This is a genomic window from Phycisphaeraceae bacterium, from assembly GCA_040222855.1.
In the GTDB taxonomy this organism is placed as follows: Bacteria; Planctomycetota; Phycisphaerae; order Phycisphaerales; family Phycisphaeraceae; genus Mucisphaera.
On record JAVKCD010000018.1, the window covers coordinates 229,610 to 247,257 of the forward strand.

Annotated in this window: 18 protein-coding genes; 10 read left to right on the top strand and 8 right to left on the bottom strand. The window is 62.9% G+C overall.

The genetic code is table 11. The annotated features are described in order from the left end of the window. The first annotated feature begins 28 nt into the window (after positions 1-28). Positions 29-1,117: a chorismate synthase gene (gene aroC, locus RIG82_04620; GenBank protein ID MEQ9460213.1), complete on the top strand. Its 1,089-nt coding sequence runs from the start codon at positions 29-31 to the stop codon at positions 1,115-1,117. A 36-nt stretch (positions 1,118-1,153) separates the two neighbouring features. Continuing rightward, positions 1,154-1,408 (top strand): hypothetical protein, encoded by a 255-nt coding sequence (locus tag RIG82_04625; GenBank protein ID MEQ9460214.1) that lies wholly within the window; start codon positions 1,154-1,156, stop codon positions 1,406-1,408. Here RIG82_04625 and RIG82_04630 read toward each other — a convergent pair. After that, entirely contained in the window at positions 1,402-2,160 is a 759-nt protein-coding gene (locus RIG82_04630; protein ID MEQ9460215.1) for a PP2C family protein-serine/threonine phosphatase, read from the bottom strand. The two genes, RIG82_04625 and RIG82_04630, sit on opposite strands and share 7 nt — an antisense overlap. 138 nt (positions 2,161-2,298) lie before the next feature. Next, on the bottom strand, positions 2,299-4,101 hold the full coding sequence (locus RIG82_04635) for a 30S ribosomal protein S1 (GenBank protein ID MEQ9460216.1): 1,803 nt from the start codon (positions 4,099-4,101) through the stop codon (positions 2,299-2,301). A gap of 212 nt (positions 4,102-4,313) precedes the next feature. Between RIG82_04635 and RIG82_04640 the strand changes: the two genes are divergently transcribed. Continuing rightward, a complete protein-coding gene (locus tag RIG82_04640) occupies positions 4,314-5,078 on the top strand; it encodes a phosphoribosylformylglycinamidine synthase subunit PurQ (GenBank protein MEQ9460217.1) in 765 nt (254 codons plus the stop codon). On the opposite strand, the gene RIG82_04645 is transcribed toward RIG82_04640, so the two are convergent. Then, positions 5,075-5,374 carry a (2Fe-2S)-binding protein gene (locus tag RIG82_04645; GenBank protein ID MEQ9460218.1) on the bottom strand — a complete coding sequence of 100 codons (300 nt, stop codon included), beginning with the start codon at positions 5,372-5,374 and terminating at the stop codon, positions 5,075-5,077. The genes RIG82_04640 and RIG82_04645 overlap by 4 nt on opposite strands. Before the next feature lie 108 nt (positions 5,375-5,482). Between RIG82_04645 and recR the strand changes: the two genes are divergently transcribed. Beyond that, on the top strand, positions 5,483-6,091 hold the full coding sequence (gene recR, locus RIG82_04650; GenBank protein MEQ9460219.1) for a recombination mediator RecR: 609 nt from the start codon (positions 5,483-5,485) through the stop codon (positions 6,089-6,091). Between the two features lie 80 nt (positions 6,092-6,171). After that, positions 6,172-7,707, top strand: a complete 1,536-nt coding sequence (gene rpoN, locus RIG82_04655; protein MEQ9460220.1) for an RNA polymerase factor sigma-54 — start codon at positions 6,172-6,174, stop codon at positions 7,705-7,707. Between the two features lie 34 nt (positions 7,708-7,741). On the opposite strand, the gene RIG82_04660 is transcribed toward rpoN, so the two are convergent. The 4 genes from RIG82_04660 to RIG82_04675 all read right to left on the bottom strand — a co-directional run bounded on the left by RIG82_04660 (position 7,742) and on the right by RIG82_04675 (position 11,469). Further along, entirely contained in the window at positions 7,742-8,443 is a 702-nt protein-coding gene (locus RIG82_04660) for a DUF3293 domain-containing protein (GenBank protein MEQ9460221.1), read from the bottom strand. A gap of 10 nt (positions 8,444-8,453) precedes the next feature. Then, on the bottom strand, positions 8,454-9,956 hold the full coding sequence (locus RIG82_04665; GenBank protein MEQ9460222.1) for a hypothetical protein: 1,503 nt from the start codon (positions 9,954-9,956) through the stop codon (positions 8,454-8,456). Positions 9,957-10,084: 128 nt separating this feature from the next. Continuing rightward, positions 10,085-10,798: a tyrosine-protein phosphatase gene (locus RIG82_04670; GenBank protein MEQ9460223.1), complete on the bottom strand. Its 714-nt coding sequence runs from the start codon at positions 10,796-10,798 to the stop codon at positions 10,085-10,087. 29 nt (positions 10,799-10,827) lie between these two features. Continuing rightward, positions 10,828-11,469, bottom strand: a complete 642-nt coding sequence (locus RIG82_04675) for a CheB methylesterase domain-containing protein (GenBank protein ID MEQ9460224.1) — start codon at positions 11,467-11,469, stop codon at positions 10,828-10,830. 77 nt (positions 11,470-11,546) lie between these two features. On the opposite strand from RIG82_04675, the gene RIG82_04680 reads away from it, so the two are divergent. The 5 genes from RIG82_04680 to RIG82_04700 all read left to right on the top strand — a co-directional run bounded on the left by RIG82_04680 (position 11,547) and on the right by RIG82_04700 (position 16,405). After that, positions 11,547-12,881 carry an anthranilate synthase component I family protein gene (locus RIG82_04680; protein MEQ9460225.1) on the top strand — a complete coding sequence of 445 codons (1,335 nt, stop codon included), beginning with the start codon at positions 11,547-11,549 and terminating at the stop codon, positions 12,879-12,881. Continuing rightward, positions 12,874-13,128: a hypothetical protein gene (locus RIG82_04685; protein ID MEQ9460226.1), complete on the top strand. Its 255-nt coding sequence runs from the start codon at positions 12,874-12,876 to the stop codon at positions 13,126-13,128. The genes RIG82_04680 and RIG82_04685 overlap by 8 nt, the downstream gene beginning before the upstream one ends. Positions 13,129-13,209: 81 nt before the next feature. Further along, positions 13,210-14,520, top strand: a complete 1,311-nt coding sequence (locus RIG82_04690) for an MFS transporter (GenBank protein ID MEQ9460227.1) — start codon at positions 13,210-13,212, stop codon at positions 14,518-14,520. Between the two features lie 128 nt (positions 14,521-14,648). Further along, the gene (locus RIG82_04695) at positions 14,649-15,242 is read left to right on the top strand and encodes a CHRD domain-containing protein (protein MEQ9460228.1); all 594 of its coding nucleotides are present in this window, start codon (positions 14,649-14,651) and stop codon (positions 15,240-15,242) included. 389 nt (positions 15,243-15,631) lie between these two features. After that, complete coding sequence (locus RIG82_04700; GenBank protein ID MEQ9460229.1) at positions 15,632-16,405, top strand: PEP-CTERM sorting domain-containing protein; 774 nt, start codon at positions 15,632-15,634, stop codon at positions 16,403-16,405. Positions 16,406-16,497: 92 nt separating this feature from the next. On the opposite strand, the gene RIG82_04705 is transcribed toward RIG82_04700, so the two are convergent. Continuing rightward, positions 16,498-17,613, bottom strand: a complete 1,116-nt coding sequence (locus RIG82_04705) for an ATP-binding protein (protein MEQ9460230.1) — start codon at positions 17,611-17,613, stop codon at positions 16,498-16,500. Between the last annotated feature and the right edge of the window lie 35 nt (positions 17,614-17,648).

Here is a 17,648-nt window from a genome sequence, read left to right on the forward strand (position 1 = left end):
GTTGGCCTGGGGTCGTTAATCTAAGAGCATGGCAGGTAATACGTTCGGACATCTGTTTCGGATCACGACGGCTGGCGAGAGTCATGGTCCGGGCAACGTGGTGATTGTGGACGGGGTCCCGCCCGGGCTGGCACTGACCGAGGATGACCTTCGCCCGGACCTGGAGCGGAGGCGGCCGGGGCAGTCGAAGATCGTGACGCAACGCAAGGAGGCGGACGAGCCGGAGATCCTTTCTGGGGTCTTCGAGGGCGTGACGACGGGGACGTCGATCGCGATCCTGATCCGCAATGCCGATCAGCGATCCCGGGATTACGAAGACATCAAGGACAAGTACCGGCCGGGGCACGCGGACTACACGTTCGATGCGAAGTACGGCTTTCGAGATTACCGGGGTGGGGGTCGGTCGTCGGCGCGGGAGACAACGGCGCGAGTGGCGGCGGGTGCGATCGCGAAGAAGCTGCTCCTGGAGCGGGCGGGCGTGTCGGTGCTGGGCTATGTCAAGCAGGTTGGGGATGTCATCGCGGAGGTGACTGAGCCCGAGGCGGTGACGCTGGAGCAGGTCGAAGCGACGCCGGTGCGTTGTCCGGATGGCGCGGTGGCGGAGCGGATGATCACGCTGATCGAGCGGGTTCGGAAGGAACAGGACTCGATTGGCGGGGTGTCGGAGCTGGTCGCGACCGGGGTGCCGGCGGGCTGGGGCGAGCCGGTGTTCGACAAGCTCAAGGCGGACCTGGGCAAGGCGATGTTCTCGCTGCCAGCGGTTCTGGGCGTGGAGTACGGGGCGGGCTTTGCGGTCGCAACGATGCGCGGGACGCAGAACAACGACGTGATGACCAAAGACGCGGACGGCCGTGTCGTCACACAGAGCAATCGCCACGGCGGGATGCTCGGCGGGATCTCGTCAGGGATGCCGATCGTGATGCGGTGTGCCATCAAGCCGACATCGAGTCTGAGTCAGGAGCAGGAGACGATCACGCGCTCGGGCGAGGCGACGACCATCGCGACCAAGGGTCGACACGATCCATGCCTGCTGCCTAGGTTCGTGCCGATGGGCGAGGCGATGATGGCGATCGTGCTGGCGGATCACATGCTCCGGCAGGCGGCGGTTCGGGGGTGAGGGCTATGATCAAGCGTTCATCAGGAGACTAAAACCATGCCGACTTATGAGTACCACTGCCCGGCGAACGGGCGGAGCGTTGAGGTCATGCACCCGATGAGTCACGAGGTGACGACGTGGGGTGAGTTGTGCGTGCTCAATGAAGCCGATCCAGGAGAGACGCCCACCCAGAGCCCGGTGGAACGGGCGGTAACCGCGGGGATGGTGCGGGTTTCCAAACCGGAGCGTGTGTCCTTGCCGATGGGCGGCGGGTGCGGATGCGGGCGAGGCGCGGGCGGCTGCGGTCACTGAGCTACTTTGGGGCGCGGCTGGATGGCGATGACGGTGATGTCGTCGTGGTCGAGTGGCCCATCGACGTGATGTCTCACCGCGTCGATGACGATCGTTTTGGCGTCGGGGAGTGAGCTGTCGTGCGGGAGGGTCGCGAGTGTTGAGGTCAGACGACTGAGGCCGAACTCGTCACCTTGGGGGCTGCGAGCTTCGAGCACACCGTCGGTGTAGAGCAGGAGCTGGTCGCCAGGTCCCAGGTCGTGGTCGTGCTGGTCGTAGCTGGCCTCGGCGGATACAGCGAGAGGCAGGTTGTCGGCGTCAGAGTCGTGATCGGGCTCGACGCTTTGCCATGTGCTGTCTCCTGCACGGCGGAGCAGAGCGGGGTGGTGACCGGCATAGGAGAATCGGAGGGTGTCGTCGCCGGTGTAGACGCCCAGCAGCGCGGCGGTGGTCATGGCTTTGATGCCCATGTCGGCGGCGACACGATTGACCTGCTCAAGGACCTGCTGTCCGTCGAAGTCGTTCATGTGGTCGCGGAGCGCTTCGTAAACGAGTTGCGAAACGTCGGAGACCTGGTCGCCGTGTCCCATGACATCGGCGATAGCGATGCGCGTGATGGCGTCCTGCCTGCAAACGGAGAGGAAGTAGATGTCTCCGCCTTTTCCGCCCTGGCAGGAAGCGGAGTAGAGGGAGGCTTCCACGGCGTTGGAGAGCAGGTCGGTGTCCTCGTCCTGTATTCCGCCGAAGACTTGTCCGCACTGGAGTCGGTGCATGAGGATCACTCGTGGGGGTATCGGATCAATCGGACAGGCTTGAGATTAACGCTGGAAGGGTCGAGGTGATTCCTGTGAGCAGAAAAAAAGCCCGCGGGGTTGCCGCGGGCTTGAGGTGCGTCAGATTGTGGTGTTCGATCAGTCCTGGGGCTTGGCCCCGCCCTGGCCGAAGGTGATCTTGTCGGTGCCGAGGTGATCACCTCCACCGAGTCCGCCAAGGCCTCCGCCTCCGGCACCGCCTTCGGGAGCTGAGGCTCCGGGGGTGGCGCGGTCTGCAGCGGCTTCCTGATCGGAGGTCCACTGCGCTCGCTTGAGCGACAAACCGATCTTGCGCTCTTCGAGATCGACGCGGAGGATCTTGACCTCGATGTCCTGGTCGGCGGCAACGACATCCTGCGGGTTCTCGACCTTGTGGTCAGAGAGCTCGGAGATGTGCAGAAGACCTTCGAGGTCGTCTTCGAGTTCGACGAAGACGCCGAAGTTGGTGATCTTGGTCACCTTGCCCTGGACGATCATGCCGGGCTGGTAGGCCGACGGGATGGCTTCGTGCCACGGGTCCTCGGACATCTGCTTGAGGCCAAGGGCGACACGCTGCTTGGACTGATCGACTTCCAGGACGACGCAGCGGGCGGTGTCGCCCTTCTTGAGCAGCTCGTTGGGGTGCGAGATCTTCTTGGTCCAGGAGAGGTCCGAGACGTGGAGCAGTCCGTCGATGCCGGGCTCGATCTCGACGAAGGCACCGTACGAGGCGAGGTTGCGGACCTTGCCCTCGACGACGGTTCCTGGGGGGTACTTCTCGGCGACGAGTTCCCAGGGGTTGACCTCGACCTGCTTCATGCCCAGCGAGATCTCCTGCTTGTCCTTGTTGAAGTCGAGGATGACGACATCGACCTCATCGTTGACATTGACCATCTCGGAGGGATGGTTGATGCGCTTGGTCCAGGACATCTCGGAGATGTGGACGAGGCCTTCGACGCCCTCTTCGAGCTTCACGAACGCTCCGTAGGACATGATGTTGGTGACGTTGCCCTTGACCCGGGTGTTGGGCGGGTACTTCTGCTCGATGTCCTTCCAGGGCGAGTCTTCCTTCTGCTTAAGTCCGAGCGCGATCTTTTCTTTGTCGTAGTCGATGTTGAGGATCTTGACTTCGACCTTCTGATCGATCCGGAGGATGTCAGAGGGGTGGTTGACCCGGCCCCAGGACATGTCGGTGATGTGCAGGAGGCCGTCGATCCCGCCAAGGTCCACGAACGCGCCGAAGTCGGCGATGTTCTTGACGGTGCCGGTGACCATGTCCCCTTCCTTGATCTGCTCGAGGAGGGACTTGCGCTGCTCGGAACGACGGTCTTCGATGAGCTTACGACGGGAGATGACGATGTTGCGGCGATCGGTATCGATCTTGAGGATCTGGGCGTCGATGGTTTCGCCGATGAAGATGCCGATGTCGGCAGGCCTGCGGATATCGACCTGTGAGGCCGGGAGGAACACGGGGACGCCGATGTCGACCAGCAGCCCGCCCTTGATCTTCCGCATGACACGGCCGGAGATGGTGTCGCCCTCGTCCTTCTCGGAGATGATGCGTTCCCACCCGCGGATGCGGTCGGCTTTGCGCTTGGAGATGGAGACGTGCCCGTCATCGGTCTCGACTTCTTCGAGGAGGACTTCGATGACGTCGCCGATCTCGACATCTTCCGGCGACTCGAACTCGTTGCGATCGAGGATGCCTTCGGACTTGAGCCCGAGCTCGACAAGAAAGTCGTTGCCAGCGTGGCCGATGACCTTGCCCTTGAGGATGGAGCCGGGCTTGAAGTCGGCGATAGCGCCTTCGAGAATAGTTTCCATGTCGCCTTGGGCGACGTCGCTGCCGAAGGCTTCGGCGACCATTTGTTGTGCGAGATCATCTTCGAGTTCGAGGGAGGCGATGAGGTTGCGATCGACCATGTGAAGGGGAGTTCCGATGCGGTGTCTTACCCGGTATGTTGTGCCGGGTCGCGAGTCGTTCCGTAGGGAGGAGCGGCGTCGCCTGGTGATGACAAAGGCGGGCGATGGACCTTCCATCGACCGCCTCCGTGCGAACCGGACAGTGTAACCCGGAAAGGGCCCTGTGTGTCAACCATTAGAGGGTTGGTGCGGAGCCCGGTTAGGATGGTCTGATGAGTCGTTCACAGGCATTAATCGTGCGGGCTCCGGGCACCAACTGCGACCTTGAGCTGGCCCATGGCTTTGAGGCCGCGGGGGCCCAACCGGTCTTGGTGCACCTCGATGCCTTGATCGCCGACCCCTCGCCGCTGGACCGGGCGGGGCTGATCGGGTTTCCTGGGGGGTTTAGCTACGGGGACGACCTTGCGGCGGGGCGCGTGTTTGCGGATCGTGTCAGGCGGTTTTTGATGGCCCCGCTGCGGGCTGCGGTGGGCCGGGGCGTACCGATTATCGGGGTCTGCAACGGCTTTCAGGTGCTCGTGAAGGCGGGTTTGCTGCCCGATCCGGAGGCACAAGGCCAGTCGGTCACGCTCTCGCTCAATACTTCGGGGCGGTTTGTGGATCGTTGGGTCGGCGTGGAGCCGGTGGCGGAGAGCCGATGCATCTGGATGCGCGGGCTGGAACAGGGGTTCGAGCTACCCATCGCCCACGGCGAGGGTCGGCTGGCGCTGGACGCCGGTTTGCTCAGTTCTCTGGAGGCAGGCGGGCAGGTGGCCCTTCGGTACAGCGAGGACGTGAACGGTTCGGCGGGTCGCGTGGCGGGACTGTGTGATCCGAGCGGGCTGGTACTGGGCTTGATGCCTCACCCCGAGCGATGGATCGACACGTTGCAGCACCCACGATGGACAAGGCAGAGCGAGGATTTTCTAAGACGCACCCCCGAGGGTCTGCTGATGCTCAAGAACGCGGTGGAGCACAGCGCCCTGGTGCGGGCTTAGGGGTCGCTGGGTTCGTTTGATTCTTCTGCTTCTGAGGGTCGTTCGCCGGTCGTGCGGTAGTGCATCCGGCTGCGGGCATATTCTTCGGGCGAGAACGGCAGGTCGGGGTTCTCATCACCCCGGGCGCACTGCTTGTGAAGGGACTTGAGGAACGGGATGCACCACCCGCAGCCCGTCCCCGCGGAGAGGCAGTCAGAGATGAGGGAGGCCACCGGGGGCTGCTCGCGCTGGCAGTAGTTGACGATCTTCCGCTGGGAGACGTGGAAGCACAGGCAAACATGGTCATCGGGGTTCATGGGCTCAGGGTAGCCCCCCCACCGCCCCATGGGTAGGGCTGACCCGAACTCTCCGCAGAACCCGGATTTCAGGCGACTCTCGGGCCGTGTAGCGAATACCATGCCAGCATGAAGCAGTTGGAACAGGAATCCGCCTGGGGGCGACTGATCGAGCGGCTCGGCCGCCTGCCGGGGATCGGCAAGCGCTCAGCCGAGCGGATCGCTTTTCACCTGATCCGCCAGCCCCCAGCGGAGGCCGAAGACCTGGCGACCGCCCTGCGGGCCCTGGTCACGGACCTGAAGGTGTGCTCGGAATGCGGGAATCTGACCGAAGCCGACCCCTGCTCGATCTGCTCAGATAGCAAGCGGGACGGTCGATCCGTCATGGTCGTCGAGCGCCCCTCGGACATCGTGGCCTTCGAGCAACTCGGGATCTGGCGCGGTCGCTACCACGTCCTCCTCGGACGAGTCGCCCCGCTGGAGGGCGTGGGCATCGGCGAGATCAATCTGGAAGCCCTAGTTAAACGAGTGAAACTGGGGGGTGTGGAGGAGGTGGTCCTCGGGACCACACCGACACTGGAGGGCGACGGCACCGCGCTGGTCCTCATGGAACGCCTCGAAGGGCTTGGCGTCCGGGTGACGCGATTGGCCCGGGGCATGCCCACCGGATCAACCTTCGCCGGGGTCTCGAAAGCGGTCCTGTCCGACGCCGTTCAGGGACGCACCCCCATGGGGTGACGAAGGGCCATCAAAGGACCGATAACACGAGTGTGTGGACTCGATGACCCCCCTGCCGGGGTCAAAAGGATGCATCGGGTATGAGGATCTCGACCGGACAACACATGCGGATCGACCAGCGGATGAAGCTGGCCCCGCGCATGATCCAGTCGATGGAGATCCTCCAGATGCCCCTCGCCGCGCTCGAGGAGCGCATCGAGCAGGAGTTGGGCAGCAACCCGACCCTCGAACTGGCCGAGCCGGGAGCCGAGGCGTTCGACGCCGAAGCCGCCCGCGTCGAAACCGACCGCGCCGACCGCGAAGGCGAACGCGAGCTCCGCGTCGAAGAAGGCTCGAAAGCAGGAAGCGACAACGCCGAAGACTTCGAGCGCCTCAACAACCTCACCAACGAATACGGCGAATCCTGGTCCTCCAACACCCAAGGCAGCGACGACTGGTCGCCTAGACCCTTCACCCGCGGCACCGGCGAGCGCGACGCCAAGATGGACGCCATGGCCAACACCGCGTCCCGCGGGCTGTCGCTCTACGAACAACTCATGGACCAGTGGCGACTCGTCGAGGCCGATGACGATGTGCTGGGTGCCGGCGAATACCTGATCAGCAACGTCGACGCCGACGGCTACATCCGCACGCCACTCGAAACGCTCGCCGAACAATCGACCGATGGCTGGGGCGTGCCGGTGCTCCGATCAGCCCTCCTCAAACTCCAGCAGGTCCTCGAACCCGCCGGCCTCGGCGCCCGCGACCTCCGCGAGTGCCTGCTGCTGCAGATCGAAGCCTACCGCCGGGCCGAGCGCGACGAGAGTGACATGCTGGATCACGCCGAACTGCTGGTGGACGAGTTCCTCGACGACATCGAGGGAAACCGGCTGCCCAAGATCGCGAAAGACTCGGGCCTGACCCTCGACGAGATCAAGGACGGCCTCCGCATGCTCCGGCACTTCCAGCCGCACCCCGGCCGACAGCTCTCGGATGACGGCCCACGCTCGATCATCCCCGACGCCGTCATCGAGTTCGACGAAGACGCCGATTGCTACACCGCCACCCTCACCAACAGCCGCCTGCCCACCCTCCAGATCAGCCCGTCCTATCAGGAACTGGCCAAAGACAAGTCCGTCGAGAAGCGCACCCGTGACTTCGTCGGAAACAACCTCCGCGAAGCGAGCTGGCTCCTCGACGCCATCGTCCAGCGGCAGAACACCCTGCTACGTGTCATCAACGTCGTCGTCCTCGCCCAGCGGGAGTTCTTCGAGCAGGGCGAAGCTGGACTCAAACCTCTACCAATGACCCAAGTCGCCGACCAACTCGGCATCCACGTCGCCACCGTCAGCCGCGCCGTCTCCGAAAAATACCTCCAGACCCCCCGCGGCATCTACCCGCTCCGCATGTTCTTCTCAGGCGGAACCGAAACCGAAGAAGGCGACGCGATGAGCTGGGCCGCCGTCCAGGCCAAACTCAAAGAGATCGTCGCCGAAGAAGACAAAGCCGAACCCCTCAGCGACGACGCCCTCGCCGACGCCCTCAAAACCAAAGGCATCGACATCGCCCGCCGAACCGTCGCGAAATACCGCAAACAACTCGGCATCCCGGCGGCAAGGCAGAGGCGGGAGTATTAGGTCAAGAAAGCAGGTGTCGCTCGTGCGAAGTTCGCTATCTATGAGAGGCACGAAGAATATAATATGTATAGGTGTCGAGTAAAGAACACCAGAACAGGAAGCCGCATAATAGAGCAGCTAGCCCCATCACTATGGCTCCGACCATATGATGAATACTGCTAACCCCGGTGCTATTGAACCATATCACATAAGCAAAGCACACAAATAACAATCCAAAAATAGCCGCTATGAGTGTTTGCGCGATACTTGTTTGAGATACGAGATGGATTCGCTGATAGTCCGATGGGCTTAACGGTCGATCTTTATTCTCTGGCAGTTCATAGAGCTGGGGGGAAGGATCTTCTCCGGAGACCACAACGATTGCCTTCTGGCCTAAACAATAGCCAAGCTCTAAAGCCCCGTCCTCGACATCCATCCCTATGATGAGTCTAGAGTCCTCGTCTGGCCAATCGCCCGTATCAGCAATAGCCTTACCCTTAAAAAACATCCAACCTTCTGATTGAAGCAAAGCGTCTAACTCCGCCAACCGCTTCGCATTCTCCTCGTCTGACAGAATCTCTGACCTCGGATTCATCGCCGTCAGATAAGCCGCCGTCTTCGCCCCGTGCTCCCGCATCAACTCAGCCAGCTCCGGACACGGCTCACCGATCCGCAGCGTAATCACCCCCCTAGGCGTCTCCGCCGTGTAGCTCGTCCTCCGATACGCCTGTTCAAGCTCCCGGGACAATCGCGCCATGACATCCAGTCTAATCCGATGACGCAGCCGGGAGAAGCCTGACAATCACATACCGCCACCGCTCGGCTTCGACCGTCTCCAGCACCGCCACCCGCCCCGGATACACCGCCTCCAGCGTCTCCGCCTCATGCGGATAGAGCGCATAAAGCGTCGACAGCTCTGAGGGCGTGCCTTCGAGCGCTTCGTTAAGGCGTTGCCGAGGTTGAGCCTGCGCGTAATAAAACAATCCCGGCTTGTCGTTCCACATCCGCCCGGTGATGACCGTCTCGCCGGGCGCAGCGAGATGAGCCGCGAGTTGCGGCGCGACGTTCGCCGAAGACAGCGTCGCCCGCTGGTCGGCCTTGAGCAGCGTGTAACCCGTCGAACTGGCGGCGAGGATTAGCGTCGCCATCAGCAGCCATCGGGCCGACGTCAACGCCCGCCAACGGATCAAGGTGAGGGTGATGAGAGCCGTGCAAATGACGCCCAGGCTCACGCTCGGCGAAAGAGCTAGCGGCGCAACCTGGATCGTGATGACGATCAGGGCAACCACCGCAGTGATCCATAACACCGGGACCACACGGGTGAGTATGCCAGCGAGTGAAGCAGAGAGCTTGCCGTGCAGAAATCGACTCAGCGTCACGCCCGCAGGCAGGCACAGGATCGGCAGGATGATGTAGCCGTAGCGTGGGTTCTCAAGCAGAAACAACACCACCAGCGTGCAGGCGATCCCAAAAGACCAGAGCGTGGCGTCAAGCCGGCGCTTCCGCTGGGGCTGCACAGAAACCCGCGCCGAGGGCAACATCGCAAGCCCGGCGAACAGAGAAACAGGCAGAGCAAACAACGTCAGCACCAGCGGCATCGTCAACACACCGACCATGTGAGCCGGGTCGAGCAGCGTGCCGAATCGCTCGATCACTTCGGTGATGCCAGCTTGCTGCGTTTCACGAGAAGCACTGGCCGTGATGACCTCAACAGCAACGACCCATGAACCGGCGAGCACCGCAGCCAGAGGAAAGATCACGAGCACCACGGGCCGCAGCAGCCAACGCACACCGGCTCCGGCCAGACAAGGCGCGATGACCCCGGCAAGGACAACCGTCAGCGCCGCCGGGCCCTTGGCCAGCAGCGCCGCCGCGAGCGCAAGCGTCGCCAGCGCCGACCACCGCCAGACATATCGGGGCCGACCCAGGGCCAGCTCAACCAGACAGCCCCAGGTCAGGATCGCCAGAAACGTATTGAGGCCGTCGATCTCCGCCGAACGATTCTGCGACCAGAGCGGGAACAGCCACAAAAACGTAAACCCCGCGGCAAGCCCCGCCGTCCGCCCGAACCAGCGCATCCCCAGCCACGCCAGCCAGGCCGCACAACCCGCCGCCGCGAGGATTGACGGCATCCGAAACACCCAAGGCTCGCGCGAGTCGAGCAGCCAGGCCGTCGCCGCCAGCGTCCACGGATGAAACGGCGGCTTGCGCAGATACGGCTCGTCGAGAATAGAAGTCAGAACCCAATGGCCCTGATCGAGCACGTCCATCGCGACAAGAGCACGGTGAACCTCGGTTCGCGCGAGAGGCGGATTACTGAGAAATAAGAAGTGCGACAGGAAAACGCCCAGAAAGATGGCAAGCAGCCATCGCGCTGTGTGCTGGCGGCGCGGCGCGATCACTCGTCAGGACCGACAGGCATCACAGGTAACGGGTCGGGCACTGCCGCCAAAGCGCCTTCCTCGACAAGGCGCTGCGCGATGAACGCCATGTGCTCATTCATATAATGCAGCAGGATGGTGTCCTTCCGAGGACTCCAGTCGTACTGCTTGAGCTCTTCGATGACCTGCTCAGGCGTCCAGCCTTCATAAAACAGTCGGTAGAACCCGGTCGCCCCACCCGTGCGCTGTGAGCCAGCCGAACAGTGCATCAGCACCTGCTGGTCACTCGCCATCGCCTGGCGGAGCGTTACCAGCGCCGAGACATACGACTCAGGATTACCCGTCCCATCGCCGGCCAGCGGGAAGCGATGACCCGTGATCCCGAGACTCGCGATCGCTGCGGTCTCGGCTTGCTGCTCTTCATCCGGGCCGTTGCCGATGCCGGTGAAGTCGATCACCACATCGATCTCGTTATCGCGGAGAACGTCTTCGATCAGGTAAGGCGAAATCTGCCCCGACCGGTAAACCTCGCCGGGAATGATCGTGCCAAATCGTTTGGCGATCAGTCGGTCCTCGAGAACTTCCTCCCAGACCACGACCCCGACGATCACAAGAATCAGAAGAACCAGGCCACGCTTCCAATAACGACCACTGGGTGGTGCTACCGAGTGAGGCGGTTTGGAGGCATTCGCTGTCGGGCTTTCGGAAGAACTCCCGGGATTCTGGCTCATCCAAGAATGATAACTCAAACCCGCCTGACTCAGGCAGACGCCGCCGAGAAGCGGGCAAGCAACCGGCGAATATTCTCAGGGCTGAGAGAGGCGTTGGAGAGTCCCGCCTCGTCGCACGCCCGGGGCATGCCGTAGACAGCACAGGTGTCGGCAGACTGCGTGACCACGAGCCCGCCCGAGTGACGAACGTGGTGAGCCCCTTCAAGCCCATCGGTGCCGATGCCCGACATCACGATGGCCAGCACTCGGCCCGGACGGACCTCATTAGCAGAAGCAAAGAGCACGTCCGCGGAGGGCCGGTACAGCTTGTGCTCCGGCTCCTTGGCGATGCGGATGGTGGGTCGGCCCGTCGCGCCTTTCCACACCGACATATGCCGGTGGCCCTGCCCGATGTAAACAACACCCGGAAGCACCGGCATGCCGTTCTCAGCATGATGCACCGCCAGGGGCGCTTCCCGTGCAATAGACAGCGCCATCGACTCGGTGAACGCCGGAGGCATGTGCTGGGCAACGAAGATAGGCACGCGGAGGTCGGCTGGCAGATTGATGATGATCTGACGGACCAGCTCCGGGGCACCGGTGGACGCACCGATCGCAACAAGCCTGATGCCGTCGATGGGCAACGCCGCCGCGAGGTCGCTCTTGGTTCTGTTAGCAGGAGCCGTCGTCATGCCAAACCTCTCTAAAGGGCTATCGGTCCATCGAGCCAGGCGATTCAGGGACTGCTGGCCAGTCCTACACTGTCCTCATGCCCCCCACCCCCCCCACTCACCCCCCCGCTCGCGTCGATGCAGACGCTCATCGCGAGATGCCGGTGGCACGGCTTGGGGGAGCTCTGACGGTGCTGCACTCGGCACGACCCCACGAGCGCTGGGCCCAGCGGACCATCGTCGGGCGTGCGGTCGAAGCCTGGCGTCTATGGATCGACCCCTCAGGAAAATGGGCAGGAGAACGGCTCGACGAGAGCGGCTCCATCGTAAGTACGCAGCGGTTCGCCGAGCCGTTCGAGGTCCTGGCGAAGCTTTCAGAATCCCGGTCCGTTTGGGCCGGTTATGTCGGTTATGAGGCCGGTCGATCCTTGGAGGGCGATCTGGATGCAGGGAGAGACACCCTGGGCTGGCCGGTGCTCCAGGTCCAACGGCTGGAAGATGTCGAGGAGTTCGACGCTGGGCCTCTGCCCGCAAAAATTCTGGGTGCGCAAGGCGACTGGCGAGCCGGTGAAATGCGCACATCCATGGATGAAGCCGCTTACAGCATGCGCGTGCGCACAATCATCGAGGCGATTCGGCGTGGCGACCTGTTCCAAACCAACCTTACCTATCACTTGGACGCCGAGTTTGAGGGCTGTGCGCGCGCTTTTTATGCCGATCTGGTCAAGCAATCACCCGCCTGGTTTGGCGGGCTGGTCGAGCTGCTCGGACCCGAGGACGAGCCCAAGCGTGTCCTGACATCCATCTCTCCCGAGCTTTTTCTCGAGTTTCAAGGCCCAAACGTCACCACCCGACCCATCAAGGGCACCGCATCCGCATCCAATGAAAAGTCGCTCCTCACCTCCGAAAAGGACGCCGCGGAGCTGAACATGATCGTCGATGTGCTCCGAAACGACCTCGGCCGGAGTGCGCACATCGGCTCCGTGCGCGTCGAGCAGAACCGCCACACCGAATCCCACCCCACCATCTCCCATGCCGTCGCCACAGTCACCGCAGCACTCCGCAAAAACGTGTCCTGGGTCGAAGCGATGCGGCTCGCGTCCCCAGGCGGGTCGATCACCGGCGCACCCAAGATTCAGGCCATGAAACTCATCGATCACCTCGAACCGGACTGGCGCGGGCCCTACTGCGGGTCCATCGGCTACGTCTCAGGCGACCGAGCCTGCTGGAACATCGCCATCCGCACCGCCGCCATCACCCAGGACCGGCGAACCAGACGCGGCACCCTCCGCTACGGCGTCGGCGGCGGGATCGTGGCCGATTCCGATCCCGCCGCAGAGTGGCAGGAGACGCTGCTGAAAGCCGAGGCTCTCAAGGCGACGCTCAGGGCCGCCAAAGCCTCGCAGCCGCAGGAGGTTGCCCATCGTGGATAACGATCCGCTCGATCCCAGGGACAAACCGGAGTTCTGGTTCCCCAAGAAGAAAAACGGCTACGGCTGGGGGCTGCCGGTGCGCCGGGAGGGGTGGTGGGCGCTGGGCGCCTTTCTGGTGCTGGACGGATTGCTGCTGACGACCCTGCTCTGGCTGCCGCCTGTGCCTGCGGTGGCCCTCATCCTTACAGGGTCCGCGATCCTGTCGGCGGCCTTGATCACCGTGTGCGCCATCAAGGGCGAGCGTTAGGTGCGGGGCTAGGGAGCAGGGGTTAGCATTCCCGGCGTTCTGTCGTGGATCTGACTCGTTGAATCTGAAAGGGATGCCCGGATGAGTGACCCCGCCCCGCGGCTGTCGGCCGGACTGCACGCACGCCTGTCGCTGATGATGTTCCTCCAGTACGCCATCTGGGGGGCCTGGTTGCCCCTGCTCTGGCCGTTTCTCACCGGGAGTCGCGGGTTTGATGCCCAGCAGGTGAGCAACATCTTCGCCGTCGGGGCCGTGGGCGCGATCGTCGCGCCGTTTATCGCTGGCCAGATCGCAGACCGGTACATCCCGACCCAGGTCTTCCTGGGGGTGAGCCATCTGCTGGGTGCCGCGCTGGTGTGGCAACTGGCCTGGCTCGAGAGTTACGGGTCGTTCCTCTTGTTTTCGCTGGTTTATTCGCTGATCTACGCCCCGACGCTGTCATTGACCAACTCGCTGGCGTTCCACCATCTACCGGACCGTGATCGTGATTTCGGAAAGGTCCGTCTGTGGGGGACAGTCGGCTGGATCGTGGTGGGGATCACGCTGGGACAATGGTTGCTGCGCGTGCACACGCCAGCGGACGGGAGTGCGGCAGAGGTGCTGGCGGCACAGCAAGCGGGCATGGCGGACGCCTTTCGATTGAGCGCGGTGCTGGGCGGATTGCTGGGCGTGTATTGCCTGCTGGGTTTGCCCGCGACCCCGCCCAGCCGGGAGAGCCACACCGCGGCCCCGCTGCGGGCGGTCAAGGCGACGCTACGGCAGCCGTTGCTGATGCTGTTCCTGATCTCGGTGCCGGTGAGCTGCATCCACCAGTTCTATTTTGTGCACGCGTCAGGCTTCCTGGCGCAGAAGCAGGTGGAACTGGGCGGGAGCCGGATCGCGGAGGCGATCAACGCGGTCTTCGGCGTCGGCGGGGCAGGGCTGATGACACTCGGGCAGGTCGCCGAGGTCATCGTGATCGGCCTGATCGCCGCCTACGGGCGTGGGGTGGCGCGCAAGTGGCTGCTGATGGCGGGGCTCGCGGCCTATGCGGTCCGGATGGCGGTGTTTGCGTACATCGATCTGTTCCCGGAGGGGGCGCAGCTGCCGGTGCTGATGGCGACCATCCCACTACACGGCGTGTGCTTCGGCTGCTTCATTTTCGTCGCATTCATGGTCGTCGATGAGGAGGCCCCGCACGATGTCCGGGCGTCGGCCCAGAGCCTGTTCAACCTGGTGTTCGTCGGCCTGGGCATCATCGTCGGCTCGCTGATCGCGGGGCGGGTGGCGATCTGGGCGACCACGGATGGCGTCATCAGTTACGGGCGGCTGTTCTGGGTGCCCATGTGGGCGTCGCTCGTATGCCTAGCGCTGATGGGCGTGGGGTATCCCCGGAAGAAAATCGATCCCTGAGATTTTTCTTGCCCACCCTTGCCAGCCGGCCGTGGGGGCTTAGGATAGCTAGGTGATTTGCTTCAACCCGGCTGGCGGGCATCGTGACCGCTTGCCACAGAATGTCAGACCAGAAAAGGAGCTTGAGAATGCGTGGAGTAAAGACCTGGGCGATGAGCCTGATGGTGGTTGGCCTGGCTGGCTACGCGCAGGGAGCGCTGCTGCCCCTGGATTTCATCGGGAAGGCGGGTGAGGGGCTGCTGCCCGGCAACGAGCCGGGGTCGGTCGTCTCCTCTGCGGTGGGCGCGGAGATCGGCGAAAGCCTGACCTACGACACGGATACGAACATCCTGACGTTTGATTTTGAGTTCAGCGGCCTGACCGGTGGCCTGCGCGATGCCGCGAAGGGCATCCACTTCCATATTGCCAGCCCCGGGGATGACCCCCTGAACCAGAATGGCGGGATCGCGCTGTTCCTCAACACGGGAACCGACGCGAATGTGACGCTGAGCACGCCTCTGGTGGCCATCGGTGCAACCGGCGGGCGAGTGACGGGAACGGCGTCGCTCACGGAGCCGGAGGAAGCCGACCTGCTCGCCAGCAAGTTCTACCTGAACATCCACTCCGGCCAGTTCGCTGGAGGCGAGTTGAGAGGAAACCTCGTGGTGGTGCCGGAGCCCACGTCCGCGGCTCTGGCGACGCTCGCAGGGCTTGGGGTCCTTGCCCGCCGACGAGGCCGATGACCCACAGTCACCCGTCCTGAGCTACCTAGCACGCCCCGAACCAGCCCCGACTCACCCTCGGGGCTTTTTTTTGTAACGGTCTTTGTTTTTAGACTTTTACATTCAGGGCTAGGCCAGAGGCGACTTGTTCTGCCTGCCCACCCAGCCCCCGCTGAAATGGCAGGGGGTGAGATTTGCGTAAAATCGGAGAATGGGCGATCTAGCCACTTGTGCACGGCCTAATACGGTGTATGCTATTGATATTGGAGAGGTCTTTCGTCGGTTCAGACCGCGAAGGAGATCCGGTAGAGCTTTGCCTGCCAGATCAAAAGAATGATCACGACATCGACAGGCGTGTGTCCCCAGTTCGAGGGGTGCGTCCTGATGTGTCAGAAAACGAGGAGAAAACTATGTTCAAGACTAAGACAATGTTGTTTGCTGCGACAGCGGCAGGCATGACCTTTTCGGGTATGGCTCAGGGTTCGGCCCTGAACTTTGAGCTGTTTCAGCTCGTCACGGATAACGGGCTGGCTGGTGTGCCTATCCGGTTCGACTTTAACGATCTGAGCATCTCGACTTCGCTCAACGGCGGGGCCCCCGCTGTCTCGGGTGATGTGATCCAGGGTGTGTTCACGATCGAAACGGTCACACTGACTGCGGCTGGTGGCACCTTCATTGACCAAGTGAATCTCGCGGACACCGACGTGGAAGTCTTCGGTCGTTTTGAGCTGGTTATTGACACGCTGTCGCCAACGCTGATCACGACCTCGAGTGCGGTCTTCGAGATCTTCGAGGACGATCGCACGGATGGTGTTCGCACCGTGGCCGGGCTGACCGGTTCAACCGCGTATGCCAGTTCGGTCTGGGGTGGCGGCGGCATCTCGAACGGGACTGCGTACGGTCTGCTGAACACCGCCTCAGGTGGAAGCTACGACCTGTTCCAGCTTCCCAACGGCGACCTGTCGATCCTGCCGAACCTTGATATTGCCCCTGCTGGCCTCCCGCTCAACGATCCTGCCCTTGGTGCGGGCTCAAATGTGCTTGGCACCGGCACCGTGACCCCCACCTCGGTGGCGGGTGAGTTCAACAACCGGGCGAGCTTCAACTTCGGGGCCGTGGTTCCCGAGCCGGCTTCGGCGGCTCTGATGGGCCTCGCCGGTATCGCGATGCTCCGTCGTCACTAAGACTGACTGAATCCAGTTAATCAAAAACCCCGGCCTTTTGGCCGGGGTTTTTTTATCGTGTGATCTAGCCTCGCCAACCATCAGGTACGGCTTTAGACGCCAAAGAGGTTGTGCTGCACGAACATGCCGGAGGTCTCGAAGTGGCTGAGGGCCTCTTCGGTGGTGCGGAAGACCTTGGTGGCGGTTTCGGTGATGAAGGGGCTGGGGTTTTTGGCGGGTTTCCAGACGACGTAGACCTCTTTGCCGTGTTCGAAGGCGTGCTGGAGTTCGCGTTCGACGCCTGAGGAGAGGCCGGGCATCCCGCCTGGGAGTTCGGGGACGAGGGAGACGATCATGTCGGACTGGTCGATGAGTTTGAAGTCGCGCATGTAAATCTGGCCGTCGATGTCGCCGGCGATGTCGAGAACCTGGCGGACGGGGACGGGGAAGGTCTGGTGGCGGCCGTTGCGGACGATGACGGCGTTGATGAAGTCTTGGCCGGTCTTGGCGGCTTCGACGGCGTTGTCGAGGAGGAGTTTCTCGTCGACGTCGCCGGGATCGAAGGTGATGAAGTACTTCGCGAGTTCAGCACGGAAGGCATCGATCTCGGCCTGGACGTCGGGGAGGCCGACGACGTGGGTCATGGGGAAAGAGGGGTAGACGCGGCGCATGCCCGAGCGGCAAGCGAGTCGGACGATGCCTTCGAGGGTTTCGTTCTCGCGGCCGCGGGCGACGATGCAGAAGAGGGTGTTAGGGCCAAGGGCCTGGGCGGCAAGCTCGGTGGCCATGATCTCTTCTTCGCGCCAAACCATGAGGTCTTTGAGGGTGGCGTCGAGGGTGTGTTCCGAGTGGAGGCGGTGGTGGACGACCTCGATGTTGTCGACGAGGCAGACCATGATGTCGGGCTGGAGGAGGCGGAGCTGGTCAAAGTCGAAGGCAGGGAAGAGGCCGTGGCGCCAGCGGAAGGTGGCGTGGGTGTTGACGATGATGTTGGGCTGGCTGGCGGACTCGGCGATGATGTCCTTCATCGCTGAGCGGCGGAGGGCGTGGAGGCGGGAGAGGGGGAGGTCGAGGATGCGTCCGGGGCGGACATCGGGGGCTTCGGCGTACATGCGGTCGCCGACGTGGTAGAGATCGATGTTTTCGCCGTTCTGCCCAGCGAGCCGGGCGGCGGCCTCGAGGTAGTCCTTTTTGTCCATCCCGACCTGACCGGTGACAACGATGCGCATGTTTCTTCCTCTGGGGTTGGTGCGTGAACGGAGTA